Source organism: Streptomyces speibonae, from assembly GCF_984686075.1.
In genome coordinates, this window is sequence record NZ_OZ480260.1 from 1310676 (window position 1) to 1335678 (window position 25003).

General features: G+C 73.6%; 20 protein-coding genes. 8 read left to right on the top strand and 12 right to left on the bottom strand.

Annotated features, from left to right (window positions below; translation table 11 throughout):
* Nucleotides 1-41 precede the first annotated feature (41 nt).
* Together AC5L3C_RS05845 and AC5L3C_RS05850 are read left to right on the top strand one after the other, a co-directional pair.
* Nucleotides 42-1004 (top strand): LLM class F420-dependent oxidoreductase, encoded by a 963-nt coding sequence (locus AC5L3C_RS05845; protein ID WP_493647377.1) that lies wholly within the window; start codon nucleotides 42-44, stop codon nucleotides 1002-1004.
* Nucleotides 1005-1031: 27 nt separating this feature from the next.
* On the top strand, nucleotides 1032-2123 hold the full coding sequence (locus tag AC5L3C_RS05850) for an enolase C-terminal domain-like protein (protein WP_493647378.1): 1092 nt from the start codon (nucleotides 1032-1034) through the stop codon (nucleotides 2121-2123).
* A gap of 193 nt (nucleotides 2124-2316) precedes the next feature.
* Here the strand turns inward: AC5L3C_RS05850 and AC5L3C_RS05855 are convergent, their stop codons facing one another.
* Nucleotides 2317-2739, bottom strand: coding sequence for a phage holin family protein (locus tag AC5L3C_RS05855; protein WP_493647379.1), 423 nt, complete (start codon nucleotides 2737-2739; stop codon nucleotides 2317-2319).
* A 119-nt stretch (nucleotides 2740-2858) separates the two neighbouring features.
* Here AC5L3C_RS05855 and AC5L3C_RS05860 point away from each other — a divergent pair, with 119 nt between their 5' ends.
* Nucleotides 2859-3206: a VOC family protein gene (locus AC5L3C_RS05860; protein ID WP_125502941.1), complete on the top strand. Its 348-nt coding sequence runs from the start codon at nucleotides 2859-2861 to the stop codon at nucleotides 3204-3206.
* A 19-nt stretch (nucleotides 3207-3225) separates the two neighbouring features.
* Here the strand turns inward: AC5L3C_RS05860 and AC5L3C_RS05865 are convergent, their stop codons facing one another.
* The 10 genes from AC5L3C_RS05865 to AC5L3C_RS05910 form a co-directional block, all read right to left on the bottom strand.
* Nucleotides 3226-5187, bottom strand: coding sequence for a DUF5107 domain-containing protein (locus tag AC5L3C_RS05865; protein ID WP_493647380.1), 1962 nt, complete (start codon nucleotides 5185-5187; stop codon nucleotides 3226-3228).
* A gap of 110 nt (nucleotides 5188-5297) precedes the next feature.
* On the bottom strand, nucleotides 5298-5849 hold the full coding sequence (locus tag AC5L3C_RS05870) for a GNAT family N-acetyltransferase (RefSeq protein ID WP_493647381.1): 552 nt from the start codon (nucleotides 5847-5849) through the stop codon (nucleotides 5298-5300).
* Between the two features lie 96 nt (nucleotides 5850-5945).
* On the bottom strand, nucleotides 5946-6878 hold the full coding sequence (locus tag AC5L3C_RS05875) for a S66 peptidase family protein (RefSeq protein ID WP_493647382.1): 933 nt from the start codon (nucleotides 6876-6878) through the stop codon (nucleotides 5946-5948).
* Complete coding sequence (locus AC5L3C_RS05880) at nucleotides 6875-8839, bottom strand: S9 family peptidase (protein WP_493647383.1); 1965 nt, start codon at nucleotides 8837-8839, stop codon at nucleotides 6875-6877. Before AC5L3C_RS05880 ends, AC5L3C_RS05875 begins: the two co-directional genes overlap by 4 nt.
* Nucleotides 8840-8843: 4 nt before the next feature.
* Nucleotides 8844-10148, bottom strand: coding sequence for a M20/M25/M40 family metallo-hydrolase (locus AC5L3C_RS05885; RefSeq protein WP_493647386.1), 1305 nt, complete (start codon nucleotides 10146-10148; stop codon nucleotides 8844-8846).
* Nucleotides 10141-10974, bottom strand: a complete 834-nt coding sequence (locus AC5L3C_RS05890) for a M55 family metallopeptidase (RefSeq protein WP_493647388.1) — start codon at nucleotides 10972-10974, stop codon at nucleotides 10141-10143. Before AC5L3C_RS05890 ends, AC5L3C_RS05885 begins: the two co-directional genes overlap by 8 nt.
* Before the next feature lie 114 nt (nucleotides 10975-11088).
* Nucleotides 11089-11814, bottom strand: coding sequence for a class I SAM-dependent methyltransferase (locus AC5L3C_RS05895; RefSeq protein ID WP_493647390.1), 726 nt, complete (start codon nucleotides 11812-11814; stop codon nucleotides 11089-11091).
* Nucleotides 11815-11962: 148 nt separating this feature from the next.
* Complete coding sequence (locus AC5L3C_RS05900) at nucleotides 11963-14443, bottom strand: ATP-binding SpoIIE family protein phosphatase (RefSeq protein ID WP_493647392.1); 2481 nt, start codon at nucleotides 14441-14443, stop codon at nucleotides 11963-11965.
* Between the two features lie 144 nt (nucleotides 14444-14587).
* Nucleotides 14588-16987 (bottom strand): MFS transporter, encoded by a 2400-nt coding sequence (locus tag AC5L3C_RS05905; RefSeq protein ID WP_493647394.1) that lies wholly within the window; start codon nucleotides 16985-16987, stop codon nucleotides 14588-14590.
* A 165-nt stretch (nucleotides 16988-17152) separates the two neighbouring features.
* Entirely contained in the window at nucleotides 17153-17596 is a 444-nt protein-coding gene (locus tag AC5L3C_RS05910; protein ID WP_493653749.1) for an SRPBCC family protein, read from the bottom strand.
* Between the two features lie 160 nt (nucleotides 17597-17756).
* Between AC5L3C_RS05910 and AC5L3C_RS05915 the strand changes: the two genes are divergently transcribed.
* The 3 genes from AC5L3C_RS05915 to AC5L3C_RS05925 all read left to right on the top strand — a co-directional run bounded on the left by AC5L3C_RS05915 (nucleotide 17757) and on the right by AC5L3C_RS05925 (nucleotide 21130).
* The gene (locus AC5L3C_RS05915; RefSeq protein WP_493647396.1) at nucleotides 17757-18794 is read left to right on the top strand and encodes an Rv2578c family radical SAM protein; all 1038 of its coding nucleotides are present in this window, start codon (nucleotides 17757-17759) and stop codon (nucleotides 18792-18794) included.
* 135 nt (nucleotides 18795-18929) lie between these two features.
* On the top strand, nucleotides 18930-20510 hold the full coding sequence (locus AC5L3C_RS05920; RefSeq protein ID WP_493647398.1) for an alpha/beta hydrolase: 1581 nt from the start codon (nucleotides 18930-18932) through the stop codon (nucleotides 20508-20510).
* 56 nt (nucleotides 20511-20566) lie between these two features.
* Entirely contained in the window at nucleotides 20567-21130 is a 564-nt protein-coding gene (locus tag AC5L3C_RS05925) for a GNAT family N-acetyltransferase (RefSeq protein WP_493647400.1), read from the top strand.
* Nucleotides 21131-21136: 6 nt separating this feature from the next.
* Here AC5L3C_RS05925 and AC5L3C_RS05930 read toward each other — a convergent pair whose 3' ends face one another.
* The gene (locus tag AC5L3C_RS05930) at nucleotides 21137-21742 is read right to left on the bottom strand and encodes an adenylosuccinate lyase (protein ID WP_493647402.1); all 606 of its coding nucleotides are present in this window, start codon (nucleotides 21740-21742) and stop codon (nucleotides 21137-21139) included.
* Nucleotides 21743-22127: 385 nt separating this feature from the next.
* On the opposite strand from AC5L3C_RS05930, the gene AC5L3C_RS05935 reads away from it, so the two are divergent.
* Nucleotides 22128-23933: a 3-hydroxyacyl-CoA dehydrogenase family protein gene (locus AC5L3C_RS05935; protein ID WP_493647403.1), complete on the top strand. Its 1806-nt coding sequence runs from the start codon at nucleotides 22128-22130 to the stop codon at nucleotides 23931-23933.
* Nucleotides 23934-24096: 163 nt separating this feature from the next.
* Nucleotides 24097-24906, top strand: coding sequence for a TetR family transcriptional regulator (locus AC5L3C_RS05940; RefSeq protein ID WP_493647405.1), 810 nt, complete (start codon nucleotides 24097-24099; stop codon nucleotides 24904-24906).
* Nucleotides 24907-25003 lie beyond the last annotated feature (97 nt).

Genomic DNA, 25003 nt, shown 5'->3' on the forward strand with positions numbered 1-25003 from the left:
GGTCCGGGACCCGGACCGCCCATGTCGCGGAGGCACCCCCCATGCCCGAGTACGGCTATTTCCTCTCGTGCGAGCAGTACGCTCCCGCCGAGCTGATCGAGCAGGCGCGGATGGCCGAGCAGGCCGGGTTCGAGGCCCTGTGGATCTCGGACCACTACCACCCGTGGAACGACGAGCAGGGGCAGAGTCCCTTCGTGTGGTCGGTGATCGGCGCGCTGTCCGAGGCGGTGTCCCTGCCGGTGGGTACGGCGGTGACCTGCCCCACCGTGCGCACCCACCCGGCGGTGGTGGCGCAGGCGGCGGCCACGAGCGCGGTGATGTCACCCGGGGAGTTCCGGCTGGGCGTGGGCACCGGCGAGGCCCTGAACGAGCATGTCGTCGGGGACCACTGGCCGCCCGCCCATGTGCGCCTGGAGATGCTGGAGGAGGCGATCCAGGTGATGCGCCGGCTGTTCACCGGCGAGGAGGTCAACCACCACGGCACGCACTACACGGTGGAGAACGCCCGGCTGTACACCCTCCCGGACCAGCCCGTCCCGGTCGACATCTCGGGCTTCGGCCCGGCGGCGACCAAGCTGGCGGCCCGGGTCGGCGACGGCTACATCACGATGATGCCGGACGCCCCGATGGTGGAGCAGTACCGGAAGGGCGGAGGCGGCGGGAAGCCGGTCAGCGGCGGCACCAAGGTCTGCTACGGCACCGACCGCGACGCGTGTGTGCGCACCGTGCACCGGCTCTGGGCGAACGAGCAGCTGCCGGGCGAGCTCGGCCAGGTGCTGCCCTCGCCGAGGCACTTCGAGCAGGCGCAGACCCTGGTCACCGAGGACATGGTGCGCGAGAACCGGGTGTGCGGCGACGACGTGGACGAGCATGTCGCCGAGCTGCGGCAGTTCGCGGAGGCGGGCTTCGACCGGGTCTACGTCGGCCAGATCGGCCCCGACACGCGCGGCTTCTTCGACTTCTACCGCACCAAGGTGCTGCCGCAGCTGCAGCAGCCCGGCTGAGCGGACGAGGATGAGGACGGGCCGACGATGGAACTGCACCGCCCCGGTGTCTCCGTGTACACCGTGCCGACCGACGCTCCCGAGGCGGACGGAACGCTGTCCTGGGAATCGACGACGGTGGTGATCGCCGAGGTGTCGGCGGGGGACGCCACCGGCACCGGGTGGACGTACGGTCCGCCGGCGGTCGGCGACTTCCTGAGCGGGCAACTCGGGCCGCTCGTGGAGGGCATGAGCGCGCTGGACATCCCGGCCGCGCACGACGCCATGTGCCGCTCGGTGCGCGACATCGGCAGGCCGGGCATCGCGGCCTGTGCGATCTCGGCGCTGGACATCGCGTTGTGGGACCTCAAGGCGCGGCTGCTGGAGCTGCCGCTAGTGCGGCTGCTCGGGGCGCGCCGGGAGAGGGTGCCGGTGTACGGCAGCGGGGGTTTCACGACGTACCACGAGACACATCTGGCGGCACAGCTGAACGGGTGGGTGCACGGGCAGCAGATCCCGCGCGTGAAGATGAAGATCGGCGAGGGGTGGGGTCAGGAGGTGCCCCGCGATCTGCACCGGGTGCGGGCCGCCCGGCACGTCATCGGGGAGGAGGCCGATCTCTACGTGGACGCCAATGGCGCGTACTCCCGCAAGCAGGCGGTGCGGGTGGGGCACACCCTCGCCGAGTACGGCGTGGGCTGGTTCGAGGAGCCGGTGCCGGCGGACGACCTGAGCGGGCTGCGGCTGGTCCGTGACGCGCTGGTGAGCGACGTGACCGCCGGGGGGTACGGATTCGACCCGCCGTACTTCGCCCGCATGATCACGGCCGGGGCGGTGGACTGTCTCCAGGTGAACGCGACGCGCTGCGGCGGGATCACCGGCTTTCTGCACGCGGCGGCGCTGGCGGAGGCGCACGGTCTGGAGGTCTCCGCCCACGCCGCGCCGCACGCGCACGCGGCGGTGGCGGCCACGGTGCCGAATCTGCGCCACATCGAGTGGTTCCACGACCACGTCCGGGTCGAGGACATGATCTTCGACGGCGCCCTGGACCCCACCGGGGGCACGGTCCATCCCGTCGCGGGTCCCGGTCACGGCCTGACGCCGCGCACGCAGGACGTCGCCGAGTACCGGGTGGGGTGAGCACGCCGCGTACCGGGTGGGCTGAGCGCGCCGCGCAGCTCGAAGTCCGCGCCCCTGCGGTCCACCACGGGGGCGACGATGCGCACCGGGCCCTCATCCGCCGGTTCCAGCAGCGGCGCCCACCCCGCCCAGTCGCGCCCCAGGGAGCGGGCCGGGGGCCGGCCGGCCGCGGGGCGGTGCGGGACCGGGCCGCTCAGGTCCGACCGGTGTCGTCCGGCCGCAGCGGTGCGACGCCCGCGGTGGGCGGGGCGGACGGCTTCGGCGGGACCGGGGCGCCCCCTTCCGCCGCGGGCGCGGCGGCCTGCCCGGGGACCGGCCGCGGGGCGGTGGGCCGGGCCGCGGCGCGCAGGGCGAGGGCCAGCGCGGCCAGGATCACGGCCGTGATCAGCGCGGCGGCCCAGCCCGGCAGGGCCAGGGCCAGGGCGAGACCCACGGCCAGCGCGACGGCCGCGCCCGCGTACAGGGCGACGGCGCCGGACGCGGCGTAGAGGGCGGCCTTGCGGCGCTGTCCCCGCGCCTGTTCACGCAGTTCGTCGCGTACGGTCTCACGGGCCGCCCGCGCCAGTGCGTCGACGAGGTGCGTGTCCGGATGCTCCATGTGCTCCAAGCGCTGCATGGCGGCCGGGTACCCGGGGCCGGGGGCTGGTAACGCCCCCCGGCGCGGCGGGGGTTGCGGGGTGTGGAGATCGTCCGGGGCGCACCCTGTGCCCCGGCCGCCCCAACTAGGCTTCTTCCATGGAGATTCTGGGTGCCACACTGCGCGTCTGCGTCGACGACATCGAGACCGCCATCCCCTTCTACGAGCGGCTGGCGGGCGGCAGAGCCCTCCGCTTCGAGCGGGCGGGCGTCCAGGTCGCCGCGGTGGGCTGCTTCTTGCTGATGAGCGGTCCCGCGGCGGAACTGGACGTGCTGCGCAGGGTCGCGGCGACCATCGCGGTGCAGGACGTCGACGAGGCCCGTCAGGTGCTCGCGGAGATGGGCGCGGACATCATCGCAGGCCCGGTCCCCACGCCGGTGGGCCGCAACCTCATCGCTCGGCACCCGGACGGGGCGGTCTACGAGTACGCGGACCGCCGCTCCTGACGCCCTGCCTGCCGGCCGTTCAGGGTGTGGCCCGCATCCGGAAGTCGTAGCGCTCCGGCAGGGGTTCGTCGGTGAGGGCGCTCCACAGCCGCCCGACGGCCTCGTCCCCCTCGCGCAGGTCGGCGACCTCGAAGCCCGCGTCGAACACGGCGCGGGCCTCCTCGCGCCGGCCCTCGGCGAGCAGCAGCGCCGCCTCGACCAGCCGGAAGCGTCCGCGGGCCCGGGTCTGCGGCGCCAGGCGCCGCCACACCGACCGGGCATCCGCCGTGCGCCCCACGGCCAGCAGCGCCTCGATCGCCTCGCGGCCGAGCGCCGCGGTGACGGCCGTCCACGCGCCGCTCTCCCCTTCGCCGGCCCGGCGGCACAGGTCGTCGAAGGCCTGCGCGTAGCGGTCGGCGGCGCGCTCGGGGTGGCGGGCCTCCTGGTCGGCGACGGCGAGGCAGCGCAGCGCCGGCCACGTGGATGTCGCGTTGCTCAGGCCCCGCTCCCAGCTGCGCTCCGCCTGTGCCCGGTCGCCACCGTGCCACTGGGCGACGCCCAGGTGGTACTCGGTGAGGGGCGTGGCGGGGGCGGTCTCCAGCATGTCGCGCCAGTGCCGGGCGACCAGGGTGCCGCCGGGCGGCCGGTCGCCGTCCGGTTCGGGGAAGGAACCCGCGCGCAGCAGGTGCAGCCAGGGCTCCTGTTCCTCGCCCAGGGTGGACTCGTCGAAGGGCGTGCCGGGCAGCTTCCAGCCGGCGCGCAGCACTTCCAGCGCTCCCCAGCCGGAGCCGGTCGCGAGCCGCTCCCCGGGGTCGGCGTCGGCGTACTCCCGCCAGGCGGCGTACGCGGTGTCGACGCCGGCGCGCGGAAGGTCCGCCTCGAGCCGGGACTCCGCCTCGTCCAGTACGCCGTGCCACTCCCCCTCGGGCCGGGCGGTGAAGGGTCCGTACGCCTCCAGCCAGGACACCTCGCTCTCCGCCTCCAGCCGGACGTGTTCCAACTGGGTGCGGGCGAGGCCCGCCTGGATCTCGCAGTAGCCGCCGGTGCCGGGTTCGGTGAGCCAGCGCTGCCAGCTCCGCCCGCCGGGACCCCGGCCCCAGACGAACAGCTTGCGGCCGCGCAGCGTGTCGGTGGAGGTCTGCACGAGGCCGTGGCCGTCCGCGTCCAGGGCGGCGATCCAGCGCCGGCGGTCCTCGGGGACCTCGTAGAAGTAGTCGGCGGCGTAGGTGCTGTTCGGCGGGTAGGTGCGGTCGGTCCCGTCGTGCACCGGTACGGGGTTCCGGCGCAGGCGCCGCTCGTAGCCGAAGTGGTAGGCCTCGTCGGCCGGTGCGAGGACGCGGCACTCCTCGGGGACGGCGATGTTGGACCACCAGTACGTCGGTACCGGCGTGGCATGCGGATTGCGGATACGGACGCCGACGTACAGGAAGTCGGAGCCGTCCGGCAGCCACAGGTCGACCTGGAACGGCAGGTCGCGCAGCCGCTCCCACTCCCACAGGCGCAGCATCTCCCCACCGTCGGGGGCGGGGACGCGGGCGGCGTGCACGGGGGAGCAGGACAGGGTGGTGTGGCCGGTGGCGCCGATGTTCCACTCGATGCCGCCGGAGTACCAGGCGCCGTTGAGGGCGAAGTTGGCGGGCTGGAACACCGGGTTGCGGTAGAGGAGTTCACGGTCCGTGGGCTTGTGGACGAGGGAGGCGATCCGGCCGCCGAGGGCGGGCAGGACGGTGGCGCGCAGCCGGTCGTTCTCGATCACGAGGGCGTCGAGGGAGCGGGGCGCGCGCCGGCGGTCGTAGCCGTCACGGACGGGGACGGGCAGCAGACTGTGCAGGGGGGCGTAGCCGATCTGCCGCGCCATGTCGCGCGGCAGGCCCTCCTTGTCTCGGTCCTCGATACGGTGCATCTCGTCGAGGGGCCGCAGTGCGGGCAACGGATTGTCGGCCCCCAGGGCAGCGGCCGGCAGCGTCAGAACCTCATGTCGGATCATCGTCACGCTCCCCATGGAAACCCCCACGGCCCCGCGTGAACAGGGGGCGGATGCCCCGGGGGCGCGAGGAACCGCGCGACCAGCCACGACGCACCCGCGGCCGAAGCCGCCGGAACCGCCCCCGTTCAGCCGCCCGTCATCTCCCTGGTGATCGCCCACCGTTCGTGGTCCCGCCACGCCCCGTCGATGTAGAGCATCATCGGGGAGAACCCCTCCAGCCGGAACCCACAGGCACGCGCCAGCGCGATGGACGCCGCGTTGCCGGGCTGCACGTTGATCTCCAGCCGATGCAGCCGCATCGGACCGAACGCGTGCCGCACCACGAGGCGCAGAGCCTCCCGCATCAGCCCCCGCCCCGCCGCGTGCGCGAACGCGCCGTACCCCAGCGCCCCGCACTGGAAGCCGCCCTCGACGATGTTGTTGATGTTGATGAACCCGGCAAGGGCTCCGTCCGCCTCCTTCTCGCAGACCAGGAACCCCGCCTTGGTGGGATCCTCGATCAGCCGCCCCGCATAGGCGGCGTAGGCCGACGCGCTGTCCGGCGGGAACAGCCAGGGATGGTGCAGGTCCTTGCTCTCCCGCGCACGGGCGGTGAACTCGGCGCCGTCCGCGTGGCTGAAGTGGCGCAGCCCCACGCGGGGGCCTTCGGCGACATAGCGGGAAGCGGTGTGCGGCACCCTGCCACCCTACGACGGCCCGCCGGACCCGCGCGCGGGTACGGCCGCACCCTCACCGGTCCCCGGGGGCGGGCACCGGGCGGGACGGGCCTCGGCTCACTCCAGGGCCGGCTCGTCCAGCGTCAGCGTCCCCGCGTCCGCGTCCAGTTCGGCGGCGACCCCGAAGGGGACGGTGAGTGCGTCGTCGCAGTGCCCGAACCCGAACTGCTCGGCCACCGGCACGCCGAGTCCGCCGAGGCGGTCGGCGAGCAGCGCCCGCACCCCGTCGTACGGCTCGCACCGCGCCCAGGACCCGAGCAGCAGCCCGGCCACCCCGTCCAGCCAGCCGGCCCGCAGCAACTGGGTGAGGTAGCGGTCGAGCCGGTAGGTCTCCTCCCCCACGTCCTCCAGGCACAGCAGTCCGCCGCGCGCGGAGGGTCTGGCACGGGGGGTGCCGAGGTCGGAGGCGAGCAGGGAGAGACAGCCGCCGAGGGTGACGCCGCGCGCCCGGCCGGGGACCAGGACGGCGCCGTCCGAGCGGATGGTGCGGACGGTCTCGGGGGCGAAGAGGGTGGCGCGCAGGTGGTCCTGCGCCCGCGTGCTCTTCAGGAAGTCGACGCCCGCGGCCATCGGCCCGTGCAGGGTGACCAGTCCGAGCCGGACCGCGAACGCCTCGTGCAGCGCGGTGATGTCACTGAACCCGACGAACACCTTCGGCCCGGCCGCCCGCATCGCCTCCCAGTCGAGCGTGTCGACGATGCGCTGCACGCCGTATCCGCCCCGGGCGCAGATCACCGCGTCGACCGCCGGGTCGCACCACGCGGACTGCAGATCGGCGGCCCGGTCGGCGTCGCCGCCCGCCAGGTAGCCGAACGCGCCGTCCCGGTCCAGGACATGGGGTGCCGCCACCGGGTCGAGGTCCCAGTCGCGCAGCACGTCGAGCCCGGCGCGCAGCCGCTCCTCGGGCACCGGGCCGCTGGGCGCGACGACGGCCACCCGGGCGCCGGGGGCGAGCCGGGGCGGCCGCCGCAGCGGGGCGACCCGGCTCATTTGCTCAGCTCCAGCGGGGGAATGCCGGGCGGCCGCATCCCGAACACCTGGGCGTACAGGGACAGCTCCGCCTCCAGGGCGCGCACCATCGTCTCCGCCCGCCGGAAACCGTGTCCCTCGCCCTCGAACGTGAGATACGCGTGCGGCACGCCCCGGCCCGCCAGCCGGGCCAGGAACCGCTCGCACTGCACGGGCGGGCAGATCACGTCGTCCAGTCCCTGGAGCATGAGGAACGGCACGGAGAGGCGGTCGGCGTGTTCGACGGGCGAGCGCCGTACGTACCGCTCGGGGACCTCGGCGCGCGGTCCGATCAGGGTCTCCAGGTACTGGGACTCGAAGTCGTGGGTCTCCCCCGTCCCCCAGCCGGCGAGGTCGAGCACCGGGTAGATGATGGTGCCGCAGGCGTAGACGTCGGTGGTGGTGAGGGAGGCGGCGGTGGTCCAGCCGCCGGCGCTGCCGCCCCGGACGGCGAGCCGGTCGCGGTCGGCGGTTCCCTCGTCGGCGAGGGCCCGCGCGACGGCGGCGCAGTCCTCGACGTCGACCACGCCCCACTGGCCGCGCAGCCGGTTGCGGTACGCGCGCCCGTATCCGGTCGAGCCGCCGTAGTTGACCTCGGCGACGCCGATGCCGCGCGAGGTGAAGTAGGCGATCTCCAGGTCGAGCACGAGCGGGGCGCGGCCGGTGGGGCCGCCGTGCGCCCAGATCACGTACGGAGGACGCTCGTCCGCGGGTCCGGTGCACGCGGGGTGGTGCGGCGGGTACACCTGGGCGTGGATCTCGCGCCCGTCGGGGCCGGTGAACGTGCGGAGCTGCGGCTCGGGGTAGTAGGCGGGGTCCACGGCGTCGCGGTGCGGGGAACCGATCACCCGGGCCCGGCCCGTGCGGGTGTCCAGCTCCACCACCTCGTGGCCCCGCCGCGGTCCGGCGCCGATGGCGACGACCCGCTCGCCGTGGGCCGCCACCGAGGGGGCGAACTCGGTCCAGGGGCCCGCGGCGTCGACGACCTCACCGGTCTCCGGGTCGAGTATGCCGAGCCGGGGGGCGCCCCGGCCGTGCAGGACGGCGATCAGCCCGCCCTCCAGCGGGGCGAACCAGCGGTGGCCCAGCTTCCACAGCGGGCCGCCGAACTCCTCCTCGCGCGGGCAGAGCGCTTCCCCGTCCCGGTAGAGGTTCCACCAGCCGGTGCGGTCGCCGGTGTGCAGCAGCCGGCCGTCGTGGGTCCAGTCGGCCTGGGCGACGGACTCCTCGGGTCCGCCGGCCACCGTGCGGGCGCCGTGCAGGGTGCCGTCCGCGGCGACGTCGGCGAGGACCAGTTCGGTGCCGTCCCACGGCATGCGCGGATGGTCCCAGCCGAGCCAGGCCGCCCGCCGTCCGTCGGGCGAGAGCCGCGGCCCGGTGACGAACCGGTGCCGTCCGTCGCTCAGTTCCCGCACCGCGTCGCGGTCGTCGGCGGCGGAGCCGTCCAGCGGGACCGCGGCCAGGACGCGGCGCACGTCGCTGGGGCCCTCGCCGGTGAACTCCTCCAGGACGCACCACACCTCGCCGCGCTCCGGCAGCAGCACCGGATCGGCCCAGCGCAGCCCCTGCCCCACCGGCGACACGGGCGTGAGCGGGCGGTGCTCGCCGCCCAGGTCGTAGCGGTAGAGGCGCTGGTCGGCGAAGTTCACGAACACCACCAGCGGGGCGCCGTCGCGCACGGTGCCGGCCCAGGGCCGGCCGCCGTACTCGATGACCCGGGTCCGCACGTTCCACGGCGGCGGCAGCACCGGCTCCTCGGTGCCGTCGCCGTGCCTGCGCACGAGGGTGCGCCGGCCGGCCTCGGTGGGCCGGGGCTCGGTCCACCACACCTCGTCGCCGACGAAGTCCGCGAACTCGGGGCTGCCGTCGTGGGCCGCGGCGGTGGCCGCGTCGACGGGCGAGGGCCACTCGCCGTACGCCAGGGTCTGCACTGTCTCCCCCACTCGCTCAGGCCGTACGCAGGAACCGGTCGAGGACCCGGACACCGAAGTGGAGCGCCTCGACGGGAACGCGCTCGTCGACCCCGTGGAAGAGCGCCTGGTAGTCGAAGCCCTCCGGCAGCTTCAGCGGGGCGAAGCCGTAGCCGGTGATGCCGAGCCGGGAGAACTGCTTGGCGTCCGTGCCGCCGGACATGCAGTACGGCACGACGTGCCCCTCCGGGGCGAACTCCTCCACCGCGGCCCGCATCCGGGCGAACGTCGGCGAGTCCACCGGCGCCTGGAGGGCCACCTCGTGGTGCTCGAACTCCCAGTCGACGTCCGGCCCGGTGAGCCGGTCCATGGTCGCCCTGAACTCGTCGTCGGCGCCGTGGAGATACCGGCCGTCGACGCGCGCCACGGCCTCCCCGGGAATCACGTTGATCTTGTACCCGGCGTCCAGCATGGTCGGGTTGGCGCTGTTGCGGATCGTGGCCTCGACGAGCTTGCCCGCCGTGCCGAGCTTGTCCAGCAGGGCGTCCACCTCCGTCAGGTCCGCCTCGATGCCGTACACGGCGGCGAGTTCGGTGAGCGCGGCCCGCACCGTCGGGGTGAGCCGCAGCGGCCACTCGTGCTCACCGATCCGGGTGATGGCGGCGGCCAGGCGGGTCACCGCGTTCTCCCGGTTGACCTTGGAGCCGTGGCCTGCCCGGCCGCGCGCGGTGAGCTTCAGCCACGCGGTGCCGCGCTCGCCGGCCGCGATCGGGTAGAGCCGGCGCCCGGCACCGTCGTGGAAGGTGAACGCGCCGGACTCGCTGACGCCCTCGGTGCAGCCCTCGAAGAGGTGGGCGTGCCGGTCGGCGAGGAATCCGGAGCCGTCCTCGGCGCTGGCCTCCTCGTCGGCGGTGAAGGCGATGACGACGTCGCGGCGGGGCCGCACGCCCTGCCGGGCCCAGGCGCGCACCACGGCGAGGATCATCGCGTCCATGTTCTTCATGTCGACGGCGCCGCGCCCCCAGACGACGCCGTCGCGCACCTCCCCGGAGAACGGGTGCACGCTCCAGTCGGCCGCCTCGGCCGGTACGACGTCCAGGTGCCCGTGGACGAGGAGCGCGTCGGCCGACGGGTCGGTGCCCTCCAGCCGTGCCACGACGTTGGTCCGGCCCGGGGTGCGCTCCAGGAGGACCGGCTCCAGGCCGGCCTCGGCGAGCCGGGCGGCGGCGTACTCGGCGGCGGGCCGCTCCTGGCAGTCGCCCCCGCCCCTGTTGGTCGTGTCGATCCTGATCAGGTCGGATGTGAAGGTCACGACCTCGTCCAGGGCCCGCTCGTCAGCCATACTGCTCCTCCACCGCGGCCGAGGCGATCGTGGTGACCGCCTTGAAGGTGCGGATCCCGTCGTACATGGTCCCGCTCGTGTATGCCACCTTGCGCTCGCCGGTGCGGCGCACACCCGGGACGACGGTGGCGGCCATCGCCAGATGCTCGGCGTCGAACTCCACCGCCACGGTGAAGGGCCCGCCGTCGGCCGGCTCCCGGCGCACCGCCAGCGCGGCGGCGTCCTTGGCCGCGGCGCGGATGTCGGCGGCCGTCCGGGCCGGTGTGCGGCACACCGCCGCGTACCGGGACACATGGTCCTTGACGGCCACCTTGAGCGCCTCCGGCGCGTAGCCCAGGGCGTCCTCGCAGGCCACGTCGTCACCGGTGACCAGGACGACCGGCACGCCGTACTCGGCGACCACGTGCGCGTTGAGCAGGCCCTCACTGGCGCGCACGTCGTTCACCCAGACGCCGGTGATGGAGTTGGCGAGGTAGGTGTGCGCGAGGACGCCCTCCATGCCGGCGCCGGCGTGGTAGCCGACGAAGGCGATGCCGTCCACGTCGCCGTGCTGCACGCCCTCGACCATGGACAGCGCCTTGTGCCGGCCGGTGAGCATCTCGGCCCGCTCGTCCAGCTGCTCCAGGAGCAGGTTGCGCATGGTCCAGTGGGCCTCGTTGATCAGCACCTCGTCGGCGCCGCCGTCGAAGAAGCCCTGCACGGCCGCGTTGACGTCCGAGGTGAACATGGACCGGCACCGCTCCCACTGGGGAGTCCCCGGCAGCACGTCGGCCGGCCAGGTGACACCGGTGGCGCCCTCCATGTCGGCGCTGATGAGGATCTTCATGCGGGACACGCTACGTCGTCCCGCCGAATCCCGGCCAGCCTGTGGATAACTCCCACAGGTCCAGACCACTGGCGGGCCCTTCGGATGCCGCCCGGGCCCGCCGACCTGCGGATCCTATGCGGTGCGGCCCGTCACGAACCACTGGGACGGCAGTTCGATGCGGGTGCCGTCGGGGCCGTGCTCCGTGGTGGTCAGCGGCAGGGTGCCGCTCGCCAGCACGGTGAGCCCGGCCGCGACGAGGAACTCGGGCACCTCCGCGTCGGCGACCTCGCCGGGGGCTATGCCGTGCCGGAGGACCGGCGCGAGTTTGGGCGGCGGACCGCCGGGCCCGGCGGCGAATCTCCTCAGCGCAGCGCCCGCCGCCTCGGACGGCTCGACGAGGAAGGCACGGCCGCGCCCGCCCACGAGGGTGGCGATACCGTCCGCCAGCGCCTGCCGGTCGTCGGCCTCGCACTGGTGCAGGACACCGCGCACATACACGTTGGCGTCGCCGAGCTCCGCGTGCAGCGCCTGCGCCTCGGCCTTGTCCACCGCGTCCAGCTGACGGTACGCCGCCTGCCCGGCCGGGTCGGCGCGGCGGGCGTGGTCCAGGGCGGCCGCGGACAGGTCGGCGCCGACGACGTGGGGGAAGCGGTCGGCGAGAAAGCGGGTCTGGGTGCCGTTGCCGCAGCCGAGGTCAACCAGCGCGAGCCCCGGGTCGGACAGATGCGGTTCGAACAGGGCGAGATGGCGGGCCACGGTCAGGGCGGGCTCCGCGTCCCAGAACACCGCCCCCTCCTCGCCCGGTGCCTCACGCCAGAAGCCCTCCCAGGCCTCCCGGTACCGACTCGTCACGCTCATGACCCACTCCCCAGGGTGCGACACCGCCCGCCCCGTGTGACGGGCCAGTACGGTGTATCGCGCCCCGGGCGCACCGGCAAGCGCGCGAGCGCATTCCTTCACGGCTCGTTCGCTCCGCAACGCGCCCTCGTACCACCGGAGTCGACGGTCAGCGCGGTGAGCGGCGCGGCAGCGTCAGTTCGAACCAGACGGTCTTCCCGGACGCCGTCCGGCTCGTCCCCCACTCGCGGGCGAGGGTGCTGACCACGCGCAGCCCGCGCCCGGCCTCGTCCGTAGGCCGCGCGTTGAGCAGGGTCGGCAGCTCGTGGTCGTCGTCCTCCACCTCGCACAGCAGCGTGTCGCCGCGCACCAGCCGCAGGGCGAGGGGCCGCGCGTGGGAGTGCTGGACGGCGTTGGTGACGAGCTCGCTCACCATCAGCTCGGCGCTGTCGGCGAGCCCCGGCAGCCTCCAGCCGTGGAGCTGTTCCCTGACCGCCGCGCGGGCCCGGCCCACCTCGGACGGTTCGGGCGTGAGCCGCCATTCGGCGACGTCGTCGGGTTCGATGCCGCTCAGGCGGGCCATCAGCAGCGCCACGTCGTCCTTGCGGCCGCCCCGGCCCGCTTCTGAGAATGTCACAGCGAGGGCCCTGATGATGGTGTCGCAGGCGTCGTCCATGGAGGCGGCCGGGTGGGCGGCGGACTCGCACAGGGTCGCGAGCCCGACACCGATGTCCTCGCCGCGCACCTCGACCAGCCCGTCGGTGCACATCACCAGCCGGTCGCCGGGCTCCACACGCACCCGCACCGCCTCGAAGGGCACCCCGCCGACCCCTATGGGGGCGCCCGTGGGCAGGTCCAGCAGCTCGCTGCGCCCGTCCGCGGCGCGCACCAGCACCGGCGGGATGTGTCCGGCGTTGGCCAGGCACAGTTCGCTCGCGACGGGATCGTAGACGGCGTAGAGGCAGGTCGCCAGGTAGCTGTCGCCGAGCCGCTGCGCCAGGTCGTCGAGGTTGCGCAGCAGCTGCGCGGGCGGCAGGTCCAGGGCGGCCATGGTCTGCACGGCGGTGCGCAACTGGCCCATCATGGCGGCCGAGTTCAGTCCGTGCCCCATGACGTCGCCGACGACGAACGCGGTGCGGGCGCCGGGGAGTTTGACCGAGTCGAACCAGTCGCCGCCGATCCGGCCGAGCAGGGTGCCCGGCAGATAGCGGGTGGCGATGTCGCAGCCGGCCATGCGCGGCGGGATGTGCGGCAGCATGCTGTCCTGGAGCGTCTCGGCGACGTTCTCCTGGTACGTGTACATGCGTGCGTTGTCCAGCACGAGCCCCGCGCGGGCGGCGAGTTCGGCGCCGGTGACCCGGTCCATGTCGTTGAACAGCGGGCGCTCGGGATGGCGCAGCAGGATCATGAAGCCGAGGACGACCTGACGCGCCTTCAGCGGCACGACCAGCATGGAGCGGCCGGTGATCAGCGGCCGGATGTCGCGCTTGTCGAACTGGGAGGCGATGGCGTGGCCCATCTCCTCGGTGATGTGGGGCACGAGGACGGGTTCGCCGGTGGTCATGCATTGGAAGAACGGGGTGTGCGCCGGAAAGGGCATGGCCTCCCCGACGGGCACGACGTCGTCCCAGCGGCCGGGTTCGTCGGTGTGCTCCAGGGCGACCCGGTGCCACATCGTGGTGGTGTCCGGCACCCCCTCGTCGAACTCCTCGCCGGCGACGACCTGTTCACGCAGATAGGTGCCGGCCACGTCGGTGAAGCGGGGCACAACGGCCTTGCTGACCTCGACGATGGTGCGGGCGAGGTCCAGGGAGGTGCCGATGCGGGAGCTGACCTCGTTGAGGAACTCCAGGCGCTCGCGGACGGCGGCGTACTCGAGGTCCTCGCTCTCGTCCCGCAGGTCCTCGGGCACCGGCTGGCCGGCCGCCAGGGCCCGCGCGGCCCGCTCGCGGCGCTCCCGGCGCTCCACGCGCCGGGGCACGCCCCAGTCGGGGGTGACCGGCACCCGGTCGTTCTGGCTGAACTCCAGGATGGGGTAGCCCAGTTCGAGCACCTGGGCGACGATGCGCGCGCTGTCGTCCACGCTCATGCTGGGGAGGATCTCGGGCAGTCTGCGGGCGAGTTCCGCGGAGCCGGGGAAGTCGGTGTGCAGGGCGAAGCCGGGCGCGATCCGCTCGAACACCCCGGCCCCCTCCGCGCGCACCGCGTCCGCGTCGGCGGCCAGCACCAGCAGCCGCTCGGCCCCCGGTCCCACGAGCGGGTACGCCCACCACAGCACGTCGAGACGGTCCGTCCCGGACGCGGCCAGCCGGGCGCGGCCGGCCGCCGGGTAGGCCAGTCCGCCGCCGAGGGAGGCGCCGAGGCCGGGTCCCAGTCCGTCGTAGGGCGCGTACGCCCCGTACGGGGTCTCCTCGTCCCCCTCGGGCAGGGCCCCGGTCACCGGCAGCAGGTCGACGGCCGGGCGGCCGAGGGCCTCCTCCTTGGACAGGACGAAGAGGCGCCGCGCGCCCGTGCTCCAGTGCGAGACGAGTCCCTCGCGGTCGACGACGACCACGGCCAGCGGAATCCGGCCGATGCCGCCCCACTCGGCCGCCGTGCCGTCACCGGTTCGGCGATCGGGAGGTGCGTTCCGCTCGGTGCCACGGTCCATGGCCCAGGCCCTCTCTCCCCCGGCTGCGCAAGATCTGTACCGCCGTCACCACCGTACGGCCACGGTCGGTCGCGATGTGTGGCATTGCGGGAATTGCCCGCACGGTGGTGCACCGGCGTACGTCTTCCCGCGTGGGACGCCGTTTCAGTCCTCGTGACCGAGCTGGAGGTCGCGTTCCGTGCGCCCTCCGCCGGCGACTTGGAGCACCGTCGCGACGGGCGGGTATCCGGCGGCGATGACGGTGTACTCGCCGGAGGCCAGATCGACGAACCGGAAGGTGCCGTCGGGTCCGGTGGTGAGGGTGTCGACGACGTTGCCGGCGGCGTCCAGGAGGGTCACCCGGGCCTCCTCCACGGGCCGTCCGCCCCCGGCGCGCACCGTGCCGCGCAGTACGGCGCCGCCTGCCAGCTCGACGTCCTGGCGGGTCTCGCGGGCCGCCTGGACGGTGACGGGGAGGGCGGCCGGGCGGAAGGCGGGGGCACTGGCCGCGAGGGTGTATTCGCCGGCCACCAGCTCGCCGATGACGTATCCGCCCTCGCGGCCGCTGCGGGTACTGGCGACGACCTCCCCGTGCACGTTGGTGAGGGTGACGGCGGCGTCGCGGACCGGGGTGCCGTCGGCGGTGAGGACGCTGCCGGCGAGGCGGCCGGCGCCGCCGAGGACGACGTCGAGTTCGACCGGCCGTTCGCCGACGGTCACGGAGACCGCTTGCGGCTGGTGGCCGCCGGCGGCGGCGATGAGGACGTACGCCCCGGGGCCGGGCGTGGCCAGCGCGTACCGTCCGTCCTCGCCGCTGGCGCCGCGGCCGGTCTGCTGTCCGGTGACGTCGATGAGGGTGAGCGCCGCGCGGGGGACGGCGGTCCCGTCGGGGTGCTGCACGGTGCCGCAGACGGGGATGCCGCCGTGCGGGGCGCGGGCGTGCGGCACGCGCGCGTGGCGGTGCGGGGCGTCCGGGGCCGGGTCGGCGAGGGGGGTGTGGTGGGACACCAGTGGTTTCTCCTTGAGCAAGAAGGCGATGAGCAGGCCGAGGACGAGCACCGGCACGAGGTACAGGAAGATGCGCGGCATGGCGTCGGCGTAGGCCTGGACGTAGGCGTCGCGCAGTTCGGGCGGCAGCGCGTGCACGAGCTCCGGTGTGATCGAGTCGGCGTCCACCGGCGGGGCGCCCGCGTCCGCGGGGAGGCGCTCGTCGAGCGCGTCGGTGAGCCGCCCCGCGAAGAGGGTGCCGAAGACGGCGGCGCCGACGCTGCCGCCGATCTGCCGGAAGTAGTTGCTGGCGCTGGTCGCGGTGCCGAGGTCGGCGGGGCGCACGGAGTTCTGCACGGCGAGGATCAGCACCGGCATCACCATGCCGATGCCGGCGCCGAGCACGGCCATCCAGATGCTGTAGTGCAGCCGGGGCGTGCCGGTCTCCAGGCGGGAGAGCAGCCACATCCCGGCGACGGCCAGGGCGCTGCCGACGACGGGGTGGCGCCGGTAGCGGCCGGTGCGGCTGATCAGCTGGCCGGAGACGACCGAGGCGCCGACGATGCCGCCCATCATGGGCAGCATCAGCAGTCCGGACTCGGTGGCGGTGGCCCCCTCGACCATCTGAAGGTACGTCGGCAGATAGCTGGCGGCGCCGAACAGGGCGACGCCGGTCACCAGGCCGACCAGGCCGGTGACGACGAAGACGGAGTCCCGGAACAGCCGCAGCGGGATGAGGGGTTCGGCGGCGAAGCGCTCGGCGACGAGGAAGAGGACGGTGGCCGCGGCGGCGCCCGCGCCGAGGCCGAGCACGGGCCGGGAGTCCCAGGCGTACTCGGTGCCTCCCCAGCTGGTCAGCAGCACCGCGCAGGTGGAGGCGGCGGCGAGCAGCAGGGCGCCCAGGAGGTCGAAGCGGGTCCGGGCGGCCGGTTTGGGGAGCTTGAGCACCAGGGCGACGACAACCATGGTGACGAGGCCGAACGGCACGTTGACGTAGAAGCACCAGCGCCAGGAGAGGTGGTCGGTGAAGTAGCCGCCGAGCAGCGGTCCGGCCACGGACGCGAGGCCGAAGGCGGCGCCGATCAGCCCCATGAAGCGGCCGCGCTGCCGCGCGGGCACGATGTCCGCCATGATCGCCTGGACGCCGATCAGCAGTCCGCCCGCGCCGACGCCCTGCACCGCGCGGTAGGCGATCAGCTGGTCCATGGTCGTCGCGCGGCCGGCCAGCGCGGAGCCGACGACGAAGACGAGGATGGCGAACTGGAAGACGCCCTTGCGGCCCAGCTGGTCGCCGAGCTTGCCGTAGACGGGCAGTCCGACGGTGGCGGTGAGCAGATAGGCGGTGAAGGCCCAGGACACGCGGTCCAGGCCGTGCAGCTCGCCGACGATCTTCGGGAGCGCGGTGGCGACGATCATCTGCTCGAGGGCGGCGAGCAGCAGCGCGAGCATCAGCGCGACGAAGACGAGGCGGACCCGGCGCGGGCTCAGGGCCGGCTCGGCGGCCGGTGCCGGGGGCGGCGGACCGCCGGCCGGTGGCGCCGGGGCCGGCTCCTCCTGTGTCAGAGTGATCCCGCCCACGTGCCGCTCCCCTCGTCGCACCGCCGGTCAATTCCCGCGTAAAAGCGACAACTACGAGCAAGGGCGACGAGTTACGGCACAGAGGCGGTCCGCCGGCAGATCACCCGAACCGGTGAGGAGCCAACTCCCCACCGGCTCTCGGGTCTTGAGGAAGCCGCCCGGCGGCTACTTCTCCACCTCGGCGGCCAGCCTGGCCAGCAGGGCGTCGTAGATCCGGGCCAGACCCTTGGGGGCGAACGTCCGCTCGAAGAAGCCGCCGATGCCTCCGGCGCCGTTCCAGACGCTGGTCACGACGACCCGGGAGCGGCCCTCGCCGGCCGGGGTGACGCGCCACGTGGTGACCATGGAGGAGTTGCGGTCCTTCTCCACGAGTTCACCGTCGGACGGTTCGGCGACCTCCAGGAGGCAGTCGCGCACGCGCTTGCTGGTGGCCTGGAGCTTCCAGTGCACGAGGGTGCCCTCGCCGTCGCCGCCCTCGCGGACCTCGTACTCGCTGTACTGCTCGGGCAGCACCTTCCCGCGGGTGCCGCTGTAGTCGGCGATGGCATCGAACACCGTCTCCGCGTCCGCCGCGACGATCCGCTCCGTAGTGGCCTCGACCTGCGCCATCGCTTTCCTCCAGGGCATGGGTTCCTCGGGGTCGGGGCAAGCCAACCACCCTTCGCCCGGCCGCCCAAATCGGGGTTCCGGATCTGACCGAACATGTCACTCGCACGATCAAGGGAACACTTGTTCTATTCTGTGCCGCAGTACAGCCTTAGGAGGCGTCATGCGCTGGGAGAACCTCACCCCGGACTCCGAACACAGCCGGGCCGACGCCGCGCTGTTCGGCGCGGAAGCGGTGATCACCCGCACCTTCGACACGCCGGAGTTCCGTGGCATCACCTTCCACGAGATCCGGGCCCGCTCGATCGTCAACCGGGTGCCGGGGGCCTCCCGCATGCCCTTCGAATGGACGGTGAACCCCTACCGGGGCTGCTCACACGCGTGCGTCTACTGTTTCGCCCGCAAGACCCACAGCTACCTCGACCTCGACACCGGCCTCGGTTTCGACAGCCAGATCGTGGTGAAGACCAACGCGCCCGAACTGCTGCGCCGCCGGCTCTCCTCCCGCGGCTGGCAGGGCGAGCACATAGCCATGGGCACCAACGTCGACTGCTACCAGCGCGCGGAGGGCCGCTACCGGCTGATGCCGGGCATCCTGACCGCCCTGCGCGACCACGCCAACCCCTTCTCGATCCTCACCAAGGGCACGCTGATCCTGCGCGACCTCCCCCTGCTGCGGCAGGCCGCCGAGGTGACCGACGTCGGCATCTCGGTCTCGGTGGGCTTCACCGACGAGGCCCTGTGGCGCACCGTCGAGCCGGGTACGCCGGCCCCCGAGCGCCGGCTGGACGTGGTCCGCACGCTCGCCGGACACGGCATCGGCTGCGGCGTCCTCATGGCCCCCGTCATCCCGTTCCTCGGCGACCGGCCCGAACAGCTGCGGGCCACCGTGCGGGCCATCGCCGCCGCGGGCGCCACCTCCGTCACCCCTCTCGTACTGCACCTGCGCCCCGGCGCCCGCGAGTGGTTCATGTCCTGGCTCGCACGCCACCACCCGCACCTGGTCACCCGCTACGACCGGCTGTACGCGGAGGGCGCGTACGCGCCGAAGTGGTACCAGCGCCGCATCACCCGTCAGGTCCACGACCTCGCCCGCGAGTACGGCATCGGCCCCGCCGACGCAGACATGCCACGCCGCCTCCGCCCCACCGAGCCCGCCGGCCCCGCGTCGGCCGAGCCCACCCAACTGACCCTGCTCTGAGCGCGTTCGAGCGCATCCGACGGCCCAATTGGGTCAACAATCCACCGAACACGTTCATGGGCGACCTCATTTCGGGACGATGCCGCGAGGACCGTGAGCCCCGCGGTCCGCGCCACCTCCGTCCTGGGAGGACCCATGAGTAAACGCGCAGCCGTGCTGTGCGGTGTCGCCGTCGTCATGGCCGGAAGCCTCGCGGCCGTCCCCGCGGAGGCCGGCACGCCGCGCGCCGCGGAGGCCTTCCACGCCGCGGAACCCACGTGGAAGAAGTGCGGCACCGAGGACTACCCGACGCTCCAGTGCGCGTCGGTGAAGGTACCGCTCGACCACTCCGACCCCGCCGGGCGGACGATCACGCTCGCCCTCTCCCGCGTGCCGCACACCGCGAAGACGTACCAGGGCCCCCTGCTGGTGAACCCGGGCGGCCCCGGCGGCAGCGGGCTGAAGCTCGCGGGGTTCGTGGCGGCGGCGCTGCCGAAGAAGGTGGCCGCCCAGTACGACGTCATCGGTTTCGACCCGCGCGGGGTCGGCGCGAGCGAGCCGGCCCTGGACTGCGTGCCGGGCCACTTCGACGCCGTACGCCCCGACCCGGTCCCCACCTCGGCCGAGGTGGAGGAGGCCAACCTGCGGCGCGTGCGCTCCTTCGCCGAGGCCTGCGGCAGGAAGTACGGCGATCTGCTGCCGCACCTCACCACGGACGCCGCCGTGCGCGACATCGACGTGATCCGGCGGGCGCTCGGCGCGAAGAAGATCAACTACTTCGGCTACTCCTACGGCACCTACCTGGGCGCCGTCTACGCCAAGCTGTTCCCGCAGCGGGTGCGGCGGCTGGTCCTCGACTCGGTGGTCGACCCCACGCAGGTCTGGTACGACGCCAATCTGAACCAGGACCACGCCTTCAACGACCGGCACCGCGCCTTCATGAACTGGGTGGCCCGGCACGACACGGCGTACGGTCTCGGCACGGACCCGGAGAAGATCGAGGCCACCTGGTACGCGATGCGCGCGGCTCTGAAGAAGGACCCGGCCGGCGGCACGGTGGGCGCCGCCGAACTCGAGGACACGTACATCCCCGGCGGTTACTACAACGGCTACTGGCCCTATCTCGCGGAGGCGTTCTCGGCGTACGTGCGCGACAAAGACGCCGGGCCGCTGGCCGAGGCGTACGAGAACTTCGGGGCGAGCGACGCCAAGGCGGACAACGGCTACAGCGTGTACACGGCCATCGAGTGCCGGGACGCCTCCTGGCCCCGGGACTGGGGACAGTGGCGCAAGGACAACTGGGAGGCCTACGCGCGGGCGCCGTTCATGACCTGGAACAACGCCTGGTACAACGCGCCGTGCGCGTTCTGGCCGACCGAGTCGCTGCGTCCGGAGCGCGTGCGCAACAGCGAGCTGCCGCCGGCGCTGCTGTTCCAGGCGACGCACGACGCGGCGACCCCGTACCAGGGCGGCCTGACCATGCACCGGCTGCTGTCCGGCTCCAGCCTGGTGGTCGAGTCGGGCGGCGGCAACCACGGCATCACGCTGAGCGGGAACACCTGCCTGGACCGGCACCTGGCCGCCTATCTCACCGACGGGACCGTACCCCGCGGAGCACACGGCGAGGCCGACGCAATCTGCGCCGCGCTCCCCGGCCCCGAGCCGCTGACCTCGAAGGCGGCACCGCGCACGGCCCGCGGCTCGACCCTGCACGGCCTGCTCGGCACCCGCAGCTGACGGCCCGCCACCTCGCCGGGGGCCGGGCTGTCGTACCCATGGTCCATCATGAACGCATGAGCGACCTGACCGACGTCCCGGCCCCCCACGGTGTGAGCGCCTTCCCGGTGCGCCCGATGACCGTGGACGACTGCGCGCGGGTCGCCGGGATACGGGCCGGCGGGTGGCGGCACGCGTACCGGGGGCTCGTCCCGCAGCCGTATCTGGACCGGATGGACACCGGGGCCGACGCCGAGCGGCTTCGCGCGCGGCTGCTGGCGGGCGACGGCAGAAGGGGTGACCTGGTCGCCGAGGGCGAGGGCGGCGCCGTCGTCGGCTGGGCCGCGTTCGGGCCGTACCGGGACGGAGAAGTGCGCACCGACGACGCCGAGTTGTACGCGCTCTACCTGGACCCCGGACACATCGGCCGGGGCGTGGGGCGGACGCTGCTCGCCGAGGTCACCCGGCGCTGTGCCGCCGCCGGCCACCGGGACATGTACCTCTGGGTCCTCAAGGAGAACACCCGCGCCCGCCGGTTCTACGAGCGGGCGGGGTTCGGCGCGGACGGCGCGGAGGAGCCCTTCGAGGTGGACGGGGTGGCGGTGCCCGAGGTGCGGTACGCCAAGCGCCTCGCCGACTGACGGGACCTAGCGCTGTCCGGGGATCCGGGGGCGGCGGCCGCCCTGCCGGGGGATCCGGGCCAGGGCGTGCACCGCCGCCTCGGCCAGGACCGGGTGGGCGAGGGCTTCGTTCAGTACGGGTTCGGCGCGCGGGTCGCCGAGTTCGCCGAGCCCTTCGACGCAGGCGAGCGCGACCCGGCGGTAGGGGTCGTGGGGGCGCAGCCGGCGGCGCAGCGTGGTGATCAGGGCCGGTACCGCCTCGGGGGCGCGCAGTGCGGTGAGCAGCCGGACCGGGTGCAGGGCGTAGGCGACGCGGAGTTCGTTGGTGGCGAGCGCGGCGGCGGCGCGGGCGGTGCGCGGGTCGCCGAGGCGGGCGAGGGCGTGGGCGGCGGAGGCGCAGCGGGGCGGGTCGCGGTGGTTGAGGAGGAGCACGAGGGCTTCGAAGGCCCTGCGGTCCCCGGCGAGTCCCAGCCGGAACGCGGCCAGTTCCCGGGCCCACAGCGGCTGTCCGGGGGCGGTGAGGACGCCGGCCAGGGTGTCGAGGTCGTCGGTGCCCAGGAGACGGCCGTACGCCGCCGATCCCCCGGACTCAAGACGTAAGCGCTCCGTGAGCGATCGCAACTCTTCGTCCATGCGTGAGAGATTAGGGGGCGGGCGGGGCGCTCGGGACCTACATCACAAACCCGGGGGCTGGCGCGCTCGTTACCCGCCGGTTAAGCTCAGACGAGCGAGTTACCCACTCGCGACGCTCCTCACAGCGGTCTGGTGACGCGGCCGCTGCGCCGGGGGCACCTCCCACGCCTTCGCGGCAGTGGGGGAAGTCGGTTCGGTGCCCTCGTGTACCGCAGTACGGCTCGGCCCCGGGACAGGGCCGGTCGGATCCGCCGTCGCTTCGCCGACGGCACCGGGCGTGTGCGCTCGCAGCCCGGTCCACACCCGCATCCCGCACGCACCCGGTGCGCCCTGAGGCGCACCCGGGCGTGTCTTCCGTCGTCACCCTCATTCCTGGAGTCCCGCGATGGCCACTCCCCTGTCCGACACCCCTCTGTCCCCCCTGAAGACCGTCGCCGTGGTCGGCCTCGGCACGATGGGCACCGGCATCGCCGAGGTCCTGGCCGGCGCCGGCCGCGACGTCGTCGGCATCGACATCGGCGAGGACCGGACGGCCCGGTGCGTCGCCGCGCTCGAGGCGTCGACCGCCCGCGCCGTGGAGCGCGGCCGGCTGACCGAGCGGCAGCGCGCGGACCTGCTGGCCCGTGTCACCACCGCCACCGACCTGTCGGCCGCCGCCGACGCCGACCTGGTGATCGAGGTCGCCCCGGAGTCGTACGAGATCAAGCAGCAGATCTTCCGGGAACTCGACGGGATCGTGCGGCCGGAGACCATCCTGGCGACCGGTACCAACGCCCTGTCCGTCACCCGCCTCGCCGCCGACTCCGCCCGCCCCGAGCGGGTGCTGGGCATGCACTTCTTCAACCCGGCCCCGGCGATGAAGCTGGTGGAGATCGTCTCCAGTGTGCTGACCGCCCCAGCCGCCGTCACCGCGGTCACGAATCTCGCCCTGGACCTGGGCAAGGAGCCGGTGGCGGTCGGCGACCGGCCGGGGTTCGTCGCGGACGGACTGCTGTTCGGCTACCTCAACCAGGCCGCCGCGATGTACGAGGCGAACTACGCCTCCCGGGAGGACATCGACGCCGCGATGCGGCTGGGCTGCGGTCTGCCCATGGGCCCGCTGGCGCTGCTCGACCTGATCGGCATCGACACCGCCCGCACCGTCCTGGAGGCCATGTACGCCGAGTCCCGTGACCGGCTGCACGCGCCGGCCCCCGTCCTCAAGCAGCTCAGCGAGGCGGGGCTGACCGGCCGCAAGGCGGGGCGCGGCTTCTACACCTACGAGGCGCCGGGCAGCGCGACCGTCGTGGCCGACGCCCTCACCCCGCGCGAGGACGTCTTCGCCCCCGAGGGCCGCCCGGTGCGCGCGGTGGGCGTGGCGGGGTCGGGCACGATGGCCTCCGGCATCGCCGAGGTCTTCGCCAAGGCGGGGTACGACGTCGTCCTGGCCGCCCGCAGCGAGGAGAAGGCACTGGGTGCCAAGGCGCGGATCGGCAAGTCCCTGGCGCGCTCCGTCGACAAGGGCCGGATGTCCGCCGAGGCGGCCGCGCAGACGCTGGAGCGGATCCGCCCGACCGGCGGCTACGACGACTTCGCCGACGTCGATCTGGCGGTCGAGGCGGTCGCCGAGGACCTGGAGGTCAAGCGGCAGCTGTTCGCGACGCTGGACAAGGTCTGCAAGCCGGGGGCGGTGCTGGCCACCACCACGTCCTCCCTCCCGGTCGTCGCCTGCGCCCGCGCCACCACGCGCCCGCAGGACGTGATCGGCATGCACTTCTTCAACCCCGCGCCGGCCATGAAGCTGGTCGAGGTGGTGCGCACGGTGCTGACCGCCGACGACGTCCACGCCACCGTGCGGGAGGTCTGCGCGACCGTCCGCAAGCACGCCGTGGACTGCGGCGACCGGGCCGGGTTCATCGTGAACGCGCTGCTGTTCCCGTACCTCAACAACGCGGTCAAGATGGTTCAGGAGCACTACGCGACCCTGGACGACATCGACGCGGCGATGAAGCTGGGCGGCGGCTACCCGATGGGCCCGTTCGAGCTGCTGGACGTCGTGGGCCTCGATGTGTCACTGGCCATCGAGAAGGTGCTGCACCGCGAGTTCCGCGACCCCGGTCTCGCCCCGGCGCCGCTGCTGGAGCACCTGGTGGCCGCGGGCTGCCTCGGCCGCAAGACCGGCCGTGGCTTCCGCGAATATGCCAAGCGCTGAGCCGGCTCCCGGCGACCGGTTCCGGGGCGGCGCCCAGTGGGGCGGACTGCTCGACCCCGACCGGTTCGCGCCGCCCTCCCCGGGTGCCCCTCCCCCGCCCGCCGGGGGCGGGGGAACCCCCGGCCACGCGCATCGAGCTGCGCACATGCAGTACGTTCAGGGCATGTCCCAGCCCGCCAAGTCCGCACGTACGTCAGCCACGACCGAGCCGCCGGAGAGCGCCACAGGCTCGCGTGCCGCCGCCCAGCGGCTCAAAATGCGCCGGGAACTTGCGGCCGCCGCGATGGAGCTGTTCGCGACCAAGGGGTACGAGGCCACCACCGTCGACGAGATCGCGGCCGCCGCCGGGGTGGCCCGCCGTACCTTCTTCCGCCACTTCCGCTCCAAGGAAGAGGCGATCTTCCCCGACCACGACGACACGCTGGTCCGCGCGGAGGCGGTGCTCAACGCCGCGCCCGCGCACGAGCATCCGCTCGACACGGTGTGCCGCGGCATCAAAGAGGTCATGAGGATGTACGCGGCACGGCCGGAGATCTCGGTCGCCCGCTACAAGCTGACGCGCGAGGTGCCCACCCTGCGCGAGGCGGAGATCGCGTCGGTGGCCCGGTACGAGAGGCTCTTCACCCGCTATCTGCTCGGCCACTTCGACGAGCACGCGCACGACGACGTGGGCGACGACCCGCTGCTGGCGGAGGTCGCCGCGTCCGCCGTGGTCACCGCGCACAACCATGTGCTGCGGCGCTGGCTGCGGGCCGGCGGCCAGGGCGATGTGGAGGCCCAGCTGGACCACGCCTTCGCGATCGTCCGCAAGACCTTCGGCAGCGGCATCATGGCGGGCCGGCGCACCGCGCCGCCGAGCCGGCCGGCCGCCTCCGCGTCCACGCACGGCGAGGTCCTGGTGACGGTCGCCCACACGGACGCCTCGCTGGACGAGGTGATGCGGACCATCGAGCAGGCGCTGAAGGAGCGCTGAACGCCCTCCGGCGCGCGTCCGCCGCTGTGACGACGGCCACCCCACCGGGTGGCCGTTTTGCCATGTCAGAGGCGCTTTTCGCATGGCTTTCCGAGCC

Coding starts and splice junctions, on each gene's coding strand:
- AC5L3C_RS05845 (WP_493647377.1), top strand. CDS start 42: ATGCCCGAGTACGGCTATTTCCTCTCGTGCGAGCAGTACGCTCCCGCC.
- AC5L3C_RS05850 (WP_493647378.1), top strand. CDS start 1,032: ATGGAACTGCACCGCCCCGGTGTCTCCGTGTACACCGTGCCGACCGAC.
- AC5L3C_RS05855 (WP_493647379.1), bottom strand. CDS start 2,739: ATGCAGCGCTTGGAGCACATGGAGCATCCGGACACGCACCTCGTCGAC.
- AC5L3C_RS05860 (WP_125502941.1), top strand. CDS start 2,859: ATGGAGATTCTGGGTGCCACACTGCGCGTCTGCGTCGACGACATCGAG.
- AC5L3C_RS05865 (WP_493647380.1), bottom strand. CDS start 5,187: ATGGGGAGCGTGACGATGATCCGACATGAGGTTCTGACGCTGCCGGCC.
- AC5L3C_RS05875 (WP_493647382.1), bottom strand. CDS start 6,878: ATGAGCCGGGTCGCCCCGCTGCGGCGGCCGCCCCGGCTCGCCCCCGGC.
- AC5L3C_RS05885 (WP_493647386.1), bottom strand. CDS start 10,148: ATGGCTGACGAGCGGGCCCTGGACGAGGTCGTGACCTTCACATCCGAC.
- AC5L3C_RS05890 (WP_493647388.1), bottom strand. CDS start 10,974: ATGAAGATCCTCATCAGCGCCGACATGGAGGGCGCCACCGGTGTCACC.
- AC5L3C_RS05895 (WP_493647390.1), bottom strand. CDS start 11,814: ATGAGCGTGACGAGTCGGTACCGGGAGGCCTGGGAGGGCTTCTGGCGT.
- AC5L3C_RS05900 (WP_493647392.1), bottom strand. CDS start 14,443: ATGGACCGTGGCACCGAGCGGAACGCACCTCCCGATCGCCGAACCGGT.
- AC5L3C_RS05910 (WP_493653749.1), bottom strand. CDS start 17,596: ATGGCGCAGGTCGAGGCCACTACGGAGCGGATCGTCGCGGCGGACGCG.
- AC5L3C_RS05915 (WP_493647396.1), top strand. CDS start 17,757: ATGCGCTGGGAGAACCTCACCCCGGACTCCGAACACAGCCGGGCCGAC.
- AC5L3C_RS05920 (WP_493647398.1), top strand. CDS start 18,930: ATGAGTAAACGCGCAGCCGTGCTGTGCGGTGTCGCCGTCGTCATGGCC.
- AC5L3C_RS05925 (WP_493647400.1), top strand. CDS start 20,567: ATGAGCGACCTGACCGACGTCCCGGCCCCCCACGGTGTGAGCGCCTTC.
- AC5L3C_RS05930 (WP_493647402.1), bottom strand. CDS start 21,742: ATGGACGAAGAGTTGCGATCGCTCACGGAGCGCTTACGTCTTGAGTCC.
- AC5L3C_RS05935 (WP_493647403.1), top strand. CDS start 22,128: ATGGCCACTCCCCTGTCCGACACCCCTCTGTCCCCCCTGAAGACCGTC.
- AC5L3C_RS05940 (WP_493647405.1), top strand. CDS start 24,097: ATGTCCCAGCCCGCCAAGTCCGCACGTACGTCAGCCACGACCGAGCCG.